Origin of the sequence: Myxococcus guangdongensis, from assembly GCF_024198255.1 — a bacterium.
Classification (GTDB): domain Bacteria; phylum Myxococcota; class Myxococcia; order Myxococcales; family Myxococcaceae; genus Myxococcus; species Myxococcus guangdongensis.
Genome location: NZ_JAJVKW010000010.1, coordinates 12,404 through 28,317 on the forward strand (window position 1 = coordinate 12,404; position 15,914 = coordinate 28,317).

Consider the following 15,914-nt stretch of genomic DNA (forward strand, 5'->3'; position numbering starts at 1 on the left):
GGGAGACTGTCCACCGTCCCCGTCCTCGGGATGTGGGTGCTGTGTCCCTCTTGACGCGGCGCATTGATTCCCGTGTCACCCGGGGCGGACCGTCATTACAATATGCGTGTGCGTTCTGAATCCGTAGCGCTCCGCCAGTTGTCCGCAGAGGGGGACATTCCGCCGACGAAGCCTCGCTCCGAGCGGCTGAAGGCCCTCGCCACCGAGGAGTTCGACCTGCTCATCATCGGGGGCGGTGTCACCGGCGCGGGCTCCGCGCGCGACGCCGTCCTGCGCGGACTCAAGGTCGCCCTCGTGGAGCGCGAGGACTTCGCCAGCGGCACGTCCAGTCGCTCGTCCCGCCTCATCCACGGCGGCCTGCGCTACCTCGAACACGGCCACCTGGGCCTCGTCTTCGAGTCCAGCATCGAGCGCCGCCGCCTCCTCACGCTCGCGCCCCACCTGGTGCGCCCGCTCGCCTTCGTGTGGCCCGTCTACGCCGGCGCGCGCGTGCCCCGCTGGAAGCTCAACGCGGGCCTCATGCTCTACGACGCCCTCTCCCTCTTCCGGAACGTGAAGGGCTACCAGCGCCTCAACCGCGAACAGCTCCACCAGTCCGAGCCCGGCCTGCGCACCGATGGCCTCAAGGGCGGCGCGCGCTACTACGACGCCGCCACCGATGACGCCCGCCTCACCCTGGCCAACGCGCTCGGCGCCTCCGAGTCCGGCGCCGTCGTCCTCAACCACGCCTCCGTCCAACGCCTGGACGTCGTCGACGGCAAGGCCCGCGGCGCCATCGTCGTGGACCACCTCACCGGTCAGCAGCTCACCGTGCGCGCTCGCGCCATCGTCAACGCCACCGGGCCGTGGAGCGATGAGATCCGCAAGCTCGATGCCCCCGACGGCAACGCCCACGCCGTGCGCGGCAGCAAGGGCGTGCACGTCGCCGTGCCTCGCAAGCGCCTGGGCAACCACGACGCCCTCACGCTGCTGTCCCCCAAGGACGGCCGCGTGATGTTCGTGCTCCCCGCCGACGACTTCACCATCATCGGCACCACGGAGACCTCCACGCGCGCGCACCCCGCCGAGGTCCGCGCGAGCGAGACGGACGTCGCCTACCTCCTCGAGTCCGCCAACGCCTTCTTCCCCGAGGCCCACCTCACCCGCGAGGACGTGGTGAGCGCCTGGGCCGGCATCCGCCCCCTCTCCGCCAGCGGCTACCACGGCACCACCGACGCGGGCAGCGCCAGCCGTGAGCACCACATCGACCTCAGCCCCACCGGCGTGCTCGCCATCAGCGGCGGCAAGCTCACCACCTACCGCGTCATGGCGCGCGACGTCGTGGATGCGGTGGAGAAGCACCTCGGCCAACCGCGCCGCAAGGCTCCCACCGAGTCACTGCCCCTGCCCGGCGGCGACATCCCCGACCTGAACGCGGAGCTCGCCGCCGCGCGCGATGTCGTCGGCGACGCGGCCACCGCCACGCACCTGGTGCGCGCCTACGGCAGCCGCTGGCGCCGCGTCTGGGCGCTCACCCGCGAGGACACCTCACTCGCCCGGCCGCTCGCTCCCGGTCTGCCCTATCGCGCCGCCGAGGCCGTGTGGGGCGTCACCCACGAGCTGGTGCACACGCTCTCCGACCTGCTCATCCGTCGACTCAAGGTTGCCTTCGAGACCCGGGACCTCGGTCGCGGCGCCGCCCAGGTGGCCGCCGAGGTCATGGCCCCTCGCCTGGGTTGGGACGAGGCCGAGACACGCCGTCAACTCGACACCTACGCCTCCGACGCGCTGCGTATCTTCGGTGTCGACAGCGCTGAATCCTGAGAAGGCGGGCGAAACAACGCGCGTCCGTCCAACGCCGTACGCCCGCGTGTCTCACGTCCCGAGACAGTCGTCCTCCGCCTGACAGGCCCGCGAGCAGCCGGACGGCTGGCGTGCTTAACTTGCGCGTGGGGAACGGGAAGCGGTGTCCTCTCGTTCATCCCGGCCGTCGAATCCGGACCGGGGTGCCCTCCGTACCTACCCGTTCGCCGGGGCGTTCAAGGAGAATGACGATGAAGCGTTGGGTCTGGCTCGGGTTGCTCGGTGGGGCGGTGGCGTGCACCAAGGTCCCCGACAGGGAGCCCTCGGTCACCGAGGAGGTCTGTCCTGGGACGGAGGAGCTGTCGCTGCCGGGGACCGCGAGTCAGGCGCTCAGCCCGCTCGCCGGCGCGGATGGCGCGGAGCCGGTGCTCATCACCTTCCGTCCCCGCGTGTCCGCCAGCGCCGTGTCCAACCTGGACACGCTCACCGAGTCGGCCCGACGCGTGGGCGCCCAGGTCCACCGCCGCTTCCCCCACCTGAACACCGTCGCCGCGAAGGTGACCCCCGAGGCCCGCGCGGCGCTCGAGCAGGACCCCGACGTGCTGCGCGTGGAGCCGGACCGCGTGGTGCGCGCGTTCGGCATGCCGAGCCTGTTGTCCCCGTCCCTGTTGCAAGGTGTGCTGCCCAACACGAGCGGCTCCACGGGCGAGTACACCGCGGGCCTGCACCGGGTGCAGGCGCCCATGGTCTGGGACGCGAACAACGACGGCGTGCTGGATGACGGCGCGCCCTCCGGGACCGGCATCAAGGTGTGCATCATCGACAGCGGCTGGGACAACCGGCACCCGGAGCTGGCGGCGGCGTACCTGGAGGGCAAGGACTTCCTCGACGGGGACGACGAGCCGCTGGACCAGTCGCGCTCGGGCGGCGTGGTGAAGTGGGGTGGCGGCCACGGCACGCACACGGCGGCGACCATCGCGGCGCAGCTGGGCGCGGGCGCGCACGTGCGGCCCGGCGAGGAGCCCAACGGCGTGGCGGGCGTGGCGCCCACCGTGTCGCTGCTGGTGGCCCGCGTGCTCGACGTCAACGGCGACGGCAACACGTCCAACGTCATCGCCGCCATGGACTGGTGCATCGAGCGCGGCGCGCACATCGCCTCGCTGTCGCTGGGCTCCATCGCGCCCTCGCAGACGGAGGAGGAGGCCTTCAAGCGCGCGTTCGAGGCGGGCATGGTGGCCATCGCCGCGACGGGCAACCGGGGCACGGAGGAGAAGTCCTACCCCGCGGGCTACGAGAACGTCATCGCCGTGGGCGCCATCGACGCGAACAACGCGTGGGCGCCGTTCTCCCAGTACGGCAAGGACTTCGTGTCGCTGGTGGCGCCGGGCGTGGGCATCCTGAGCGCGACCATCGTCGGCGGCGCGCCGTACGGCGACGTGGACGTGGGCGGCACGCGCTTCGCCTCCGAGCCGCTGGAGTACACCGGCGTGGGCAAGTACGCGGGGCGGATGGTGTACTGCGGCCTGGGCGAGCGCGTGTCGTCGTGCGGCGAGGGCGCCACGTGTGACGGCTTCGTCGCGCTGGTGGACCGCGGCGGCGGCATCCTGTTCAAGGAGAAGGCGCTCAACGCCATCCGCGCCGGCGCGAAGGCCATCGTCGTCGGCAACAACACCAGCGAGGACGGGGCGGGCAACTTCACGCTCACCGACCCGGAGGACTTCTGGGTGCCGACGACGTCCGTCACCCTGGTCAACGCCAACTCGCTCAAGGGGCTGGTGGGACAGGACGTGACGGTGGACGTGTCGGGCCTGGACTACCTGCGCCAGTCGGGCACGTCCATGGCCACGCCGCACGTGGCGGGCGTCGCCGCGCTGGTGCTGGGCGCGTGCCCCAAGCTCACCAACGTCCAGGTGCGCGAGGTGCTGCAGAAGACGGCGCTGGACCTGGGCGACGCGGGCAAGGACATCAAGTTCGGCCACGGCCTGGTGCAGGCCAAGGCCGCGGTGGAAGAGGCCCGGCGCGTCTGCCCTCCCGCGCCGTGACGCGGGCCTAGTCCCGACGCAGGGCCAGCACGGGTGAGGCGATGAGGCACGCGCCCACCCGGGCCTCCAGCGCGGCGGCGGCGTCCTCGCACGCCTCCACGCCTCCGGTGACGAGCACCTCGCGGCTCCACGGCTCGTCCACGCTGGGGCCGCTCCCGCCGCCCCGGGGCAGCACCAGCCCCACGAAGGCCACGGCCGCGGCGGCGGCCATCAGCATCTTCCCCCAATGTCTCCACTCGCCCTCGCGCGGAGGCTGACGCACGACGGGCGTCGGCGCGCGGGCGGCGAGGCGTGCCTCGAGCGCCTCGAAGCTCAGGGCGGCGCGGCGGGGCTCGCGGCGCGCGCGCTGGGCCATCCACCCGCGCTCGGCGCGCTGCCACGCCAGCGCGTGCTTGCAGGCGGCGCAGGTGTCCGCGTGCGCGCGCACCCTCGCGGCGTCCTCGGGTGAAAGCTCTCCGGCCAGCAGCGCGTCCAGCTCGCTCTCGCGGCACGTGCTCATGGGTGTCCTCCTCCGAGATGGGCGGCCAGCTGCTCGCGCAGGCGCAGGCGGGCGCGGTGGATTTCGTTCTTCACCTTCTGCAGCGACCAGCCCATCACCGAAGCAATCTCCTCGTAGGGAAGCCCATGGTCGATGCGCAGCAGCAGCGCCGCGCGCCGCTCCTCGTTGAGCGTCCCGAGCGCCTGGGCCAGAAGCCCCTCCAGCTCCCGGTCCAGGAGCAGGTCCTCCGGGGACGGCGTGGGCAGCACCGCCTCCAGGTGCGCGGCGTGCTCCTCGTCCTCCACGTCCACGTGGACCCCCCGGGTGCGGCGGGACTCCAGATAGACATGGCGGGCGATGCCGAGCAGCCACGCGCCCACCCGGTCCTCGTCGCGCAGCGCCCCGAGCCTCGCGTGCGCGCGGACGAAGGTCTCCTGGGTGGCCTCGTCGGCGGCGGCCTCGTCGCGCAGCAAGTCCCTGAGGAAGCGCCAGACCGCGGGGGAGTGCCGCTCGAAGAGCGTGCGGAAGGCGGCGGGGTCCCCCGTCCGGGCCCGACGCAGCAGGCGGCGCTCACCCTCCGTGTCGGATGGGGGCGCACCCACCAGGACCATCTTCACCGCGGAAAGAAGAGCCACGCCACCACCGTGTCACGAGCGGCGCGGGAGTTTCAGCCGCCCCGTCGAATCCGCCACGCGCGGGTGCCCGCCTGCTCCGCTCACGAGGGCGGGGAGCCAACCTTGTTGGGGAACTGACGTTGTTGGTATGAGAATCCCATGTCTTCCCATCTCGCCCGTCCGGACGCCGCGGCGTCGGCGGCGCCTGCTCCGCGCCTGCATGGGCACCTGCCCGTGCTCGACGGCGTGCGGGGACTCGCGGTCCTCCTGGTCGTCTTCTTCCACACCACGCACCTGAGCGACCAGAGCGTCGCGGGCAAGGCGACGTGGTGGCTGGCCGGCGCGGGGTGGACGGGCGTGGACCTGTTCTTCGTCCTCTCCGGCTTCCTCATCACCGGCATCCTGTGGGAGGCGAAGGGGCAGACGTACTACTTCCGCAACTTCTACGCGCGGCGCGTCCTGCGCATCTTCCCGCTGTACTACGCGGCGCTGGCGGTGTCGTTCCTGGTGCTGCCATCGCTGGCGGGGCGGCTGAACCTGGACGAGCGCATCACCACGGACGGCGCCGTCTGGTACCTGCTCTACCTGTCCAACTTCTACCAGCTGTGGGTGGACACGACGCACCCCATCCTCGGCGTGGTGTGGTCGCTGGCCATCGAAGAGCAGTTCTACATCGTCTGGCCGTTCCTCCTCGCCGCCGTCTCGTACAAAGGCGCCATCCGCCTGTGTCTGGGCACCATCGCCATGGCGGTGGCGGTGCGCGTGGGGCTCACGCTGTGGGGCGCCAGCGAGGAGAGCACGTACGTGGTGACGTTCTGCCGCGTGGACTCGCTCGCGCTGGGCGCGCTGTTGTCCCTGGCGCTGCGTCACCCGGAGGGCAAGGGCCTGGCGGCCTTCCCGTGGATGCGCTGGGCGCCGTGGCTGGCGCTGCCCGTGGTGGCGGCGATGATTGCCCTGCCGATGGGCCCGGCGTTCAAGACGGTGGTGCGCACGGGCGGCTACACCGCGGTGGGCATCCTCTACACGCTGCTGGTGTATCGGGTGGTGGCGGCGAAGCCGGGCAGTGTGCTCCACCGCGTCTTCTCCAACCGGGTGCTGCTCACGTACGGCAAGTACAGCTACGCCATCTACCTGGTGCACTCGCCGCTGGACGCCATCCTGCGGCGCACCGTGCTCAAGACGCCGCTGCAGCAGGTGGCGGGCTCCGACTTCCCGATGCAGCTGGTGTTCTATGTCGTGGCCGCGGTGCTGTCGTGGGGCATCGCGCTGGTGAGCTGGAACCTGTTCGAGAAGCACTTCCTGAAGCTCAAGGACTACTTCCCGTACAGCGAGCGTCCGGCCCCCGCGCCCGTCCCGGTGTCCACCGGCTCATCGGGCGCCGCGAGCTGAAGCGGCGCGCGCGTGGAGGTGATTCCACGCGCGCGCCCGAGTGCTTCACCCAGCCTGCAGCAGGGCCTTGGCGACCATCAGCGCGTAGGCCTCCGCGGAGTCGAGCTCCGCGCGGGCGCTGCAGTAGCGGTCCAGGCTCTCGTCGGAGCCGTCGCGCAGGAAGATGGCGTCATGCAGCTCGCGCTGCGCACGGCTCAGCCACAGGCTCGCTTGCAGCCGCAGCTTGGCGGCCGAGTGAGGGTCCCTCAGCGACTGCGTGGGCGTCTGGAGCTCGTGTTCCTCTGGGTACAGCATCGTCATCTTGTTGTAACCGGCGTGCTCAAGTGTCGTAGTCATGGATTGAGAATGTGAACCCCAGACCAAGCAGGCACCTGTCCGGTCGGGCAGCCCACTGTCTTGTTCCTGGCAGGTGAGCCCGCGCGAACGCCAGCAGCGGAGAATTCCGAACCCATCGCGTACCGCTGCGGCGCGTCAGGCTTTACTTCAGGCTCTTCATGTCGATGACGAACCGGTATTTCACGTCACCCCGGAGAATCCTGGTGTAGGCGTCGTTCACTTGCTGAATCGGAATCACCTCCACGTCGGAGACGACCTCGTGCTCGGCGCAGAAGTCGAGCATTTCCTGTGTTTCTCGGATGCCGCCAATCATGGAGCCGGCGAGCTTGCGGCGGGTGCCGATGAGGTTGAAGGCGCCGAGCTCCAGGGGCTTCTCCGGGACGCCGACGAGCACCATCTGCCCGTCGCGGCGCAGCAGGCGCAGGTAGGCGTTGAGGTCGTGCTGCGCGGAGACGGTGTCGAGGATGAAGTCGAAGGCGTTCTCCCGGGCCTTCATCTGGGCAGCGTCGGAGGAGACGACGAACTCGTGGGCGCCCAGGCGCAGGGCGTCCTGACGCTTGTTCTCCGAGTGGCTGAGGACGACGACGTGGGCGCCGAGGGCGCGAGCGAACTTCACGCCCATGTGGCCCAGGCCGCCCAGGCCGACGATGCCCACGCGCTGGCCGGCGCGGACGTTCCAGTGGTGGAGCGGGGACCAGGTGGTGATGCCCGCGCACAAGAGGGGCGCGGCGCGCGCGGGGTTCAGGCTGTCCGGCACGCGCAGGACGAAGGCCTGGTCCACGACCATGGCGCTGGAGTAGCCGCCGAAGGTGGGCTGCTGGCTCTGGCGCTCGCGTCCGTTGTACGTGACGGTGGGGCCGCCCTTCTCGCAGTACTGCTCGAGGCCGTCCTGGCAGGACGGGCAGGCGCGGCACGAGTCCACCATGCAGCCGACGCCCACGGAGTCGCCGACCTTGAAGCGGGTGACGTTGGCGCCGACGCGCGTGACGCGGCCGATGATTTCGTGGCCGGGGACCATGGGGAAGATGGAGCCGCCCCACTCGTCGCGGGCCTGGTGGATGTCGGAGTGGCAGACGCCGCAGTAGAGGATGTCGAGCTCGACGTCGTCGACGCCGGGCTCGCGGCGCTCGAACTGGAAGGGGGCGAGGGGGGAGCGGGCGTCCTGGGCCGCGTAGCCGCGTACGGTGGTCATGGTGTTCATGTTCCTTGGGAGAGGGGCACTCTTGCTCCAGGACTATGCGCACCCGCGCGCCCGGGGAAAATCTGTGGAATCCACAAGGGCTGTGTAGGAAAACTTCCGAATGGCTTTTACCCCGCTCAATGCCTTGAACGCTTTCCTCGCGGTGGCGCGCAGGCGCAGCTTCGCCGTCGCGGCGCGAGAGCTGGGCGTGTCCGCCTCTTCACTCAGCCAGAGCGTGCGGCAGTTGGAGGCGCGGCTGGGCGTGGCGCTGCTCACGCGGACGACGCGCAGCGTGGCGCTCACCGAGGCGGGCCGGAGGCTTCTGGAGGGGGCGGGCCCGTCGGTGGACCAGGCGCTCGCCGCGCTGAAGGTCGCGGCGGCCGAGCCCGGCGAGGTGACGGGGACGGTGAAGCTCACCGTGCCGACCATCGCGGTGCCGCATGTCCTCGCGCCCATGCTCACGCGCTTCCTCGCCCGTCATCCCCGCGCCGACGTGGAGCTGCGGGTGGAGGACGCGATGGTGGACATCGTCGCGGAGGGGCTGGACGCGGGCATCCGCATGTCCGAGTCGCTGGAGCGCGACATGGTGCAGGTGCGGCTGTCGGAGGGCTACCGCTTCGTGGTGGTGGCCGCGCCGGCGTACCTGGAGCGAAGGGGTGTCCCGGAGAAGCCCAAGGACCTGCTGTCCCATGACTGTCTTTGCATCCGCTCCAACACCACCGGCGCGCTCTACCAGTGGGAGCTGGAGCGCGGCGCCCGGAGCTGGCGGGTGCCGGTGCGCGGGCCGCTCACCGCCACGAGCTTCCAGGGCCTGTTGCCGTTGGTCGAGGAGGGCGTGGGCTTGATGTATGCCTTCGAGCCGGACGTGGCGGAGCGGGTGCGCAAGGGCGTGCTGAGAATCGTCCTGGAGCCCTACGCGGCCCACGTGGACGGCTTCTATCTCTACTTCCCCAGCCGGGCGCGGGTGTCACCGACGCTGCGCGCCTTCGTGGACGTGGCGCGCGAGGTGGTGGCGGAGCGCCGTGCTGTCTCCCGCGAGGTGCCCCGCTCCCCGAAGCGCCGCGCGTGAGCGAGCCTCAGGCGCTGGGGATGCCGCGGGCGCGGGCCCTGACGCGGGCGGCCTCGTCGAGCGCGCCCGCTTCTTCCAGCGCGGTGGCGGCGCGGTAGTAGAGCAGGGCGGCCTCCATGTGGCGGAAGGCGGAGGCCTCCGCGTTGGCGGCGGCGACGAGGAAGGGCGCGGCGCGCTGGGGCTCCTTGCCCTCCAGCCAGTGCTGCGCGACGACGACGGGCGCGGCCCTGCGCTGCTCCAGGGCGCTGGCCAGCCGGCGGTGCAGCAGGGGCACCAGCGAGGGGGGAATCGCCTCGCGCACCACGTCGAAGAGCAAGTCATGGGTGAAGCGCTCGCCGCGCAGCACGTGCGCGGCCTCCAGCTCGGAGATGTGCGTGGCGAGCGACATGGGCGTCATCTCCAGCACCTCGCTGGCCAGCTCCATGGCGAAGGACGTCTTGGCGAGCGCGGCCAGCCGGGCCACCTGGAGCGCGGGTGCGGACAGCCGCTCCAGCCGCCGCTGAATCAAGTCCCGTCCCCGCCCGGAGAGGTGCACCTGTTCGGGCCAGCCGCGCTCCAGGCCGCCGGACTCCAGCAGGTTGCGCAGCGCCTCCATGATGAACAGGGGGTTGCCGCCCGTGTAGCGCATCACGTTGTCCGTGAGCCCCTCCGCGCCGGCCAGCTCCAGGCTGCCCAGCAGCGTGCCCACCGCCTCCGAGTGCAGGGGCTCCAGCTCGATGACCACCGCGAGCCCCGCCTCCACCAGCTGCTGGATGCAGGCGGCGGCGATGGGCGTCAATTCGCCCCGGCGGTACGTGTCCACGAAGCGGGGGAAGACGCCGTCCGACGGGATGTCGTGCCGGCGCGAGAGCATGAGCAGCGCGAACTCCGCGGTGGCCGCGTCCATGTACTGCAAGTCATCCGCGACGATGGCGTCCATCCCGGCGCACAGCTGGTAGATGGCCAGGCAGTTGGCCTCCAGGAAGCGGCTGCGCTCGGCCTCGTCCACCATGGGCGGCGGCGGTCCCTCCGTGCCGGCCATGTCCGGCATCAGCCGCGACAGCTCCCGGCGCACCCAGGGCGCGAGCGTCGCGTCCGGACAGCGGGCCATGATCTGCCGCAGCAGGCGCACGTGCGTGGAGTAGGCCACGTGCGTCTCACCGGGCCGCGACTCGAGCACCATGTGCACGCCGCGCGACGCGGCGAAGTCGTGCGCCAGGCGCGTCTTGCCCACCCCGGGCTCGCCGCTCAGGAAGATGGTCTTCCCCTCGGCCCAGGCCTCCTCCATCCGGGCCCACTCCCGCTCGCGCCCCACCAGGACGGGCGGCCGCAGCACGGACAGGGGCAGCTTCGCCGGAGCGTTGCGCGCGGGCTGGGCCGTGGCCGGGCCGCGTTCAATCTCCCGCGCCAGGGCCACCGTCTGGGGCAGGGGCTGCGTGGCCAGCTCCTCGCGCAAGAGGCGGCGGCAGCGCTCGAAGGCGTTGAGCGCGGCCATCCGGTCGCCCGCGATGTAGTGCAGCCGCATCAGCCGGCGCCACGCCTCCTCCGAGTACGGGTCCATGGCGAGCAGCTTCTCCGCCAGCACCAGCGCGCCGGACAAATCCCCCGCGCGCTCCTTGGCCTCCGACTCCGCGGACGCGGCGCGGCGGCGCAGCTTGTCCAACCGCTCGCGCGCGCTCTCCAGCCACGACTGGAACTCCGGGCAGTCGTCGAACTCCAGCGCGCCCAGCAGCACGCCCTCCAGCGCGAGCGCCTGGGCATGACGCCCGGCGAGCACGTGGGCCTGCAGCTCCGCGGCGTCGATGGTGACGCCCTCGACGAGCGACAGCACATCCGAGCCCTGCACCAGCTCCGCGCCCACCGACAACCGCAGCCGGCGCAACAGCTGACGCATGTTGTTGCGGGCCGTGGCCTCGCTCGACTCGGCCCACAACAGGCCCGCCAGGCGGTACTTCGGATGCGGCCCTTCCAATGCCAGCCATGTCAGCACCGCCGCCGTGCGGCGCTCCAACGGCAGATGAGCGCCGCCATGCCGCAGGCGGGCCTCGCCGAGCAGCGCGAGATGAAAGACTTGCGTCCCTGCCGCGTCGTCGCCTGCCATGGCCTCCGAGGTTCCAAGAAGGGAAGAGCGTGTCTGGCCTAACGTAACACGCCGCACAGCAGGCTCCCTCGCGGGTAGGGATTAACCCAGGCAAGACGGCCCCATCACGCGGTGCGGCTCGAATTCCCAGTACACGGCAGCTCGCCGTCACGGGCGGACGGCATTGCGAATCGACTGGTGCGGTCACACCCTGGTCACACCTCGTTCGTTATGAATCAAGTCAGGCGGGTCAACCACGGGGGTCGCAATGGTTTGTGACAAGCAGCAGGCCGACATGGAGGTTGATGTCATCATCAGCGGCTGCGGTCCCGTGGGAGCACTGACAAGCAATCTGCTGGGCTCCCTGGGCGTGCGAACGCTGGTGTTGGAGCAGGACCTGGCGCCGCATGGACAACCGCGGGCGTTCTCGTGTGATGACGAAGCCTTGCGCATCTACCAGTCCACGGGCCTGGGCGCCGAGCTGCAGAAGGACATGCGGCAGAACCATTTCGCTGAATATGTGGGTCAGACAGGCAAGCGCTTCGCGGAGGTGCACACCAGCTCCGCGGACTTCGGCTTCGGGTATTCGCCGCTGTGGTTCTTCCACCAGCCGCTGGTGGAGGGGGTGCTGCGCGGCGGGCTGGAGCGCTTCCCCCACGTGACGCTGCAGCTGGGCGCGAGCGTGGAGTCGCTGGAGCAGGACGCTGGTGGGGTGACGGTGCGCTACCGCCTGGTGGAGAAGGGCGAGACGCGCACGGTGCGTGGGCGGTTCCTGCTGGCGTGCGACGGGGCGCGCAGCCCGGTGCGCAAGGCGCTGAACATCAAGATGGCGGGCCGGGCGTACGGCGAGCCGTGGCTGGCGGTGTCCGGGCAGGTGGAGGGCGACGCGCCGGAGCTGTGCCGCTTCGTGTGCGACCCGAACCGCCCGGCCTTCGTCGCCACGGGCGCGGTGGGGCAGTTCCGGTGGGAGTTCATGCTGATGCCGGGCGAGACGCGCGAGGAGATGGAGCGCCCGGAGACCATCAAGAAGCTGCTGGAGCCCTACATCGACCCGGAGCGCGTGCACGTGGAGCGCGCGCAGGTGTACACGTTCCACTGCCTCAACGCGGCGCGCTGGCGCGACGGCAACGTGTTCCTGCTGGGGGACGCGGCGCACACCATGCCGCCCTTCATGGGCCAGGGCCTGGTGTCGGGCATGCGCGACGCGTCCAACCTGGCGTGGAAGCTCCAGCGCGTGGTGCGGGGGCTGGCGCCGGTGTCGCTCCTGGACACCTACGAGGAGGAGCGTCGTCCGCACGTGGAGGCGGTGCAGAAGCTGTGCGTGCGCGTGGGGCACCTGTTCCTCGCGCGCAACCGCTGGGTGGCCAGCGCCCGGGACCTGGTGATGCGCGCGCTGCAGCGCATCCCCCGGGTGCGGCGCTTCATCCAGGGCTTCGAGTTCAAGCAGCCGCCGATGCACGAGCAGGGCTACTACCTGGGGGGCAAGCGCGAGGGTGCCCAGTCGGCGGAGGGCACGTACTTCATCCAGCCCCGGGTGCGGCTGCCGTCCGGCCAGGAGGTCCTCCTGGATGACGCCATCGGCAACGACTTCGCGGTGCTGTGCCGCGCCAACGCGCCCTCGTCGCAGCTGGCCGCGGCGCGCGGGCTGGCGGAGGCCCTGGGTGGGCGGCTGCTCGCCGTCCAGCCGGCGGGCGAGCACGGCGGCGAGGTGCCCTCGGTGGAGGACATCACCGGGAAGCTGGGCGACTGGTTCTCGCGGCACGGCTCGGACGTGGTGGTGCTGCGCCCGGACCGCTTCGTGTTCGGCGCGGTGAAGGCGGAGCAGCTGCCGGAGCTGCGCGACGCGCTGGGCGTGTGAGGCGGCGATTCGAACTAAGGGCTTAGTTGACGAAGAACTAAGCTCTTAGTAGTTTGCTGGCCACGGAGGACCTCCATGGCCAGACAACCCGAGCCCGAGGCGCCCCGGCCATTGACGCCGGTGGAGCTCGAGCTGATGCACATCGTGTGGAAGCAGGGCGAGGTGAGCGTGGCGGACGTGCTGGCCGCGCTGCCGCCGGAGCGCGCGTTGGCGTACACGTCCGTGTCCACGGTGCTGCGCATCCTGGAGCAGAAGGGCGTCATCGTCAGTCGCAAGCAGGGGCGGGGGCACCTGTACTCGGCCACGCTGCCGCGCGAGACGTACGAGGCGCAGAGCCTGCGCCACCTGGTGGACACCGTCTTCGATGGGACGCCCTCCGCGCTGGTGGCGCGTCTGGTGGAGGCGGTGCCGCTGGCGCCCGACGAGGTGGAGCAGATTCGCAAGCTGCTCAAGGCCAAGGGCGGCAAGCCGTGAGCGCACTGGTGTCCCTGTATCTCGCGGTGGCGCTGGTGTTGCCCGTGGCGCTGCTGCTGGCGTGGGGCGCGCTGGCGGTGCTCGCGCGGCTGGGGTGGGCGCTGTCGGCGCGGCAGGCGCTGAAGGTGGGGCGAGGCGCGCTGCTGCTCGCGCTCGTGCTGCCGCTGTTGGCGATGGGCGCGCGGGCGCTGTCTCCCGCGGGGCCGTTGTTCGATTTCGAACGTTCGGTGGCGAGGCAGGCGCAGCGGCTCCCGTCGGCGGTGTGGACGGCGAGCCCCGTGGGCAGCGCGGCTCCCCCGGCGTCGAAGGCGACGTCTGTTCCCCTCGGCGTGTGGATGGGATTGTCCGGAGCGTGGCTCGTGGGCGCGGTGCTCTTCACGGGGCGGGCGCTCTGGCGGCACCGGAGGCTGCTCCGACGATTGGAGCGGCTGCCCCGGGTGCGCTCGGTGCGGCGGGCGGCGGTGGTGCTGGGTGAGGAGGGGACGCCCGCGTTCTCCGCGTGGTTCCCCCGCTCGGGCGCGCGTCCCTCCGCGTGGGTGGTGGTGCCTCCGTCGCTGCTCGAGGACTCGGAGGCGTTCCGGCTCACCGTGCTGCACGAGCTGCAGCATCACCGTCAGCGCGACACGCACCTGGCGCTGGGCCGACTGTTGTTGTCGGGCCTGTTCTTCTGGCACCCGGCGGTGCACGTGTTGTCGCGTTGGCTCGCGTCGTTGCAGGAGCTGGCGTGTGACGAGGCGTTGGTCGCCAGCGGTCGGGCCCAGGCCCAGGCCTATGCGCGCTGCCTGCTCCAGGCGGCGCTCCGACTCCCGGGCGCGGAGCCCGTTCCCGCCGGTGCCACCGGCATGTCCCACCCCACACAGAGGAGAATCCACATGCTGTTCCAGCCGCGTCCCCGTCGTGCCCACGCTGTCCCCGCGCTGCTCGCCGCGCTGTCCCTGTTGCTGCTCCCCGTGGCCGTGCTCGCGCAGGGCGCGGCGAAGGGCCGCGCGGTGACTCGCGCCGAGGTGGAGGCGCTCGCCCGGACGAGTCAGCCGAAGGGTGATGTGTCCATCGTCGTGGATGACAAGGTGGTGGAGCGCGTCAACAAGCTCATCGGCACCGAGAAGGGGCGCGCCTTCATGAAGCGCGCGCTGGAGAACCTGGGCACGCACCGCGCCGCGATGACGTCGACGCTGAAGGCGCAGGGGCTGCCCGAGGGGCTGCTCGCGGTGGCGGTGGTGGAGTCCGCGGTGACGAACATGCCGGAGACGGATGGGCGGCCGTCGCTCGCTCCGGGGATGCGGGGCGCCGGGGTGTGGATGTTCATCCCGGAGACGGCGCGTCGCTATGGGCTGGAGGTGAGCGCGACGAAGGACGAGCGGCTCGACGTGGCGCGGGAGACGCAAGCCGCGGCGACGCTGCTGTCGGACCTGCACGCGCGCTACCAGGACTGGCGACTGGCGCTCGCCGCGTACAACCAGGGGGAGCGCAAGGTGGACCAGGCCCTGAGCGAGGGGGGCAGCCGCGACACGACGGCGCTCAACGCCGCGGGGCACCTCAATGACTATCCCGCCACGGTGCAGGCGGGCCTGCTCATCGTGCGCAACCCGCACCTGTTGGATTGACGCGCACCCGGCCCGGCGGCTGCCTCGCGCGGGCCGAGGGATGTGAGTGATTCGCGCGGGTCCTGCCTGTGATGCATCGGCTCCGCGGTCGTGAGTCAGCGGCGATGACGGTGGTTGGGTTCAGCGTGGGACATCCCCACCTGCTGGGCTGAGCGCCCACCTGTTTCCCTTTGGCTCCCTCCTGTATGCCAATCGTCTGTGCTGGCCGACGTGGGCGCGTGCCCGCGAGGGCTCAGCTGCGCGCGTGGGCTGCCCGGTGTGCGCGGCCCACGCGCGTGGGAGGAACGCTCCAGCCCGCCTGGCTCCATTCAGGCGGGCTTCTTCTCAGCAGGCTCACGACGCCGCACTGCCTCCCAACATGCGCAGCGCCAGCTCCGCGTGCAGGTCCGCCAGGGTGTCCACGTCGAGCGCGCTGCCGGGCTCGTACCAGTAGGGCAGCCGCACCCCCATCGCGGAGATGGCCGCCGCCGCGACGCGTGGATGCGGCGGAGAGAAGCTCCGCTGTGCCACGCCCCGCTCGATGACCTCCGCGAGCAGCGCGGCGGACTTGTCCCGCAACACCACCGCGGGCGCGGCCAGCTCCGGCGTCAACGCGTACAGCTCCTCGTTGACCACCACCGCCAGCTGCGGGTGCAAGGCGTGCGTCCGGGTGTGGGCTCGCACCAGCGCCCGTATCTGCTCGGCCGGCTCCGGGCCGGAGCTCTTCAGCGCGGATTGGAGCGCGTCGTGGTGGGCCTCGTGGCCGATGCGCACCAGCTCCGCGAGCACGTGCTCCTTGGAGGAGAAGTGTGCGTACAGCGCACTCGGCTGGAGCTCCAGCACCTTGGCCAGGTCTCGGATGGACGTGTCGTGATAGCCGCGGTTCGCGAAGAGCTGGAGCGCGGTCTCCAGGATTCGACGACGGGTGCCGTCCGACGGAGCGGAGGGCGGAAGGCTCGCCGGATGGGCGCGAAGCCGGGAGCGGGTCGGTGGGCTCATGTCAGTGGTTGATGAACGAACGTTCATTCAGCTAGGGTGTGGGGAACTGCT

At 71.2% G+C, this 15,914-nt stretch carries 13 protein-coding genes; 7 read left to right on the plus strand and 6 right to left on the minus strand.

Annotated elements, in window-relative coordinates:
• The first annotated feature begins 108 nt into the window (after positions 1 to 108).
• Positions 109 to 1,803, plus strand: a complete 1,695-nt coding sequence (glpD, locus tag LXT21_RS27785; protein WP_323395043.1) for a glycerol-3-phosphate dehydrogenase — start codon at positions 109 to 111, stop codon at positions 1,801 to 1,803.
• A gap of 230 nt (positions 1,804 to 2,033) precedes the next feature.
• The gene (locus LXT21_RS45475; protein ID WP_323395045.1) at positions 2,034 to 3,824 is read left to right on the plus strand and encodes a S8 family serine peptidase; all 1,791 of its coding nucleotides are present in this window, start codon (positions 2,034 to 2,036) and stop codon (positions 3,822 to 3,824) included.
• A gap of 7 nt (positions 3,825 to 3,831) precedes the next feature.
• On the opposite strand, the gene LXT21_RS27800 is transcribed toward LXT21_RS45475, so the two are convergent.
• Together LXT21_RS27800 and LXT21_RS27805 are read right to left on the minus strand one after the other, a co-directional pair.
• Positions 3,832 to 4,323: a zf-HC2 domain-containing protein gene (locus LXT21_RS27800; RefSeq protein ID WP_254041215.1), complete on the minus strand. Its 492-nt coding sequence runs from the start codon at positions 4,321 to 4,323 to the stop codon at positions 3,832 to 3,834.
• Entirely contained in the window at positions 4,320 to 4,937 is a 618-nt protein-coding gene (locus tag LXT21_RS27805; protein WP_046717107.1) for an RNA polymerase sigma factor, read from the minus strand. Before LXT21_RS27805 ends, LXT21_RS27800 begins: the two co-directional genes overlap by 4 nt.
• A gap of 138 nt (positions 4,938 to 5,075) precedes the next feature.
• Between LXT21_RS27805 and LXT21_RS27810 the strand changes: the two genes are divergently transcribed.
• Positions 5,076 to 6,305 (plus strand): acyltransferase family protein, encoded by a 1,230-nt coding sequence (locus tag LXT21_RS27810; protein WP_254041216.1) that lies wholly within the window; start codon positions 5,076 to 5,078, stop codon positions 6,303 to 6,305.
• A gap of 45 nt (positions 6,306 to 6,350) precedes the next feature.
• Here the strand turns inward: LXT21_RS27810 and LXT21_RS27815 are convergent, their stop codons facing one another.
• Together LXT21_RS27815 and LXT21_RS27820 are read right to left on the minus strand one after the other, a co-directional pair.
• Entirely contained in the window at positions 6,351 to 6,641 is a 291-nt protein-coding gene (locus tag LXT21_RS27815) for a FruA-associating protein, FapA (RefSeq protein WP_254041217.1), read from the minus strand.
• Positions 6,642 to 6,783: 142 nt separating this feature from the next.
• Positions 6,784 to 7,833: an NAD(P)-dependent alcohol dehydrogenase gene (locus LXT21_RS27820; RefSeq protein WP_254041218.1), complete on the minus strand. Its 1,050-nt coding sequence runs from the start codon at positions 7,831 to 7,833 to the stop codon at positions 6,784 to 6,786.
• 109 nt (positions 7,834 to 7,942) lie between these two features.
• Here LXT21_RS27820 and LXT21_RS27825 point away from each other — a divergent pair, with 109 nt between their 5' ends.
• Positions 7,943 to 8,890 (plus strand): LysR family transcriptional regulator, encoded by a 948-nt coding sequence (locus tag LXT21_RS27825; RefSeq protein WP_254041219.1) that lies wholly within the window; start codon positions 7,943 to 7,945, stop codon positions 8,888 to 8,890.
• 7 nt (positions 8,891 to 8,897) lie between these two features.
• On the opposite strand, the gene LXT21_RS27830 is transcribed toward LXT21_RS27825, so the two are convergent.
• A complete protein-coding gene (locus tag LXT21_RS27830) occupies positions 8,898 to 10,970 on the minus strand; it encodes a BTAD domain-containing putative transcriptional regulator (RefSeq protein ID WP_254041220.1) in 2,073 nt (690 codons plus the stop codon).
• A 247-nt stretch (positions 10,971 to 11,217) separates the two neighbouring features.
• On the opposite strand from LXT21_RS27830, the gene mhpA reads away from it, so the two are divergent.
• From mhpA to LXT21_RS27845, 3 genes are all read left to right on the plus strand, one after another.
• The gene (gene mhpA / locus LXT21_RS27835; RefSeq protein ID WP_254041221.1) at positions 11,218 to 12,807 is read left to right on the plus strand and encodes a bifunctional 3-(3-hydroxy-phenyl)propionate/3-hydroxycinnamic acid hydroxylase MhpA; all 1,590 of its coding nucleotides are present in this window, start codon (positions 11,218 to 11,220) and stop codon (positions 12,805 to 12,807) included.
• A 75-nt stretch (positions 12,808 to 12,882) separates the two neighbouring features.
• Positions 12,883 to 13,281, plus strand: a complete 399-nt coding sequence (locus LXT21_RS27840; RefSeq protein ID WP_254041222.1) for a BlaI/MecI/CopY family transcriptional regulator — start codon at positions 12,883 to 12,885, stop codon at positions 13,279 to 13,281.
• Positions 13,278 to 14,885, plus strand: coding sequence for a M56 and MltD domain-containing protein (locus tag LXT21_RS27845; protein ID WP_254041223.1), 1,608 nt, complete (start codon positions 13,278 to 13,280; stop codon positions 14,883 to 14,885). The genes LXT21_RS27840 and LXT21_RS27845 overlap by 4 nt, the downstream gene beginning before the upstream one ends.
• Positions 14,886 to 15,218: 333 nt before the next feature.
• Here the strand turns inward: LXT21_RS27845 and LXT21_RS27850 are convergent, their stop codons facing one another.
• Positions 15,219 to 15,863, minus strand: a complete 645-nt coding sequence (locus LXT21_RS27850) for a TetR/AcrR family transcriptional regulator (RefSeq protein WP_254041224.1) — start codon at positions 15,861 to 15,863, stop codon at positions 15,219 to 15,221.
• Between the last annotated feature and the right edge of the window lie 51 nt (positions 15,864 to 15,914).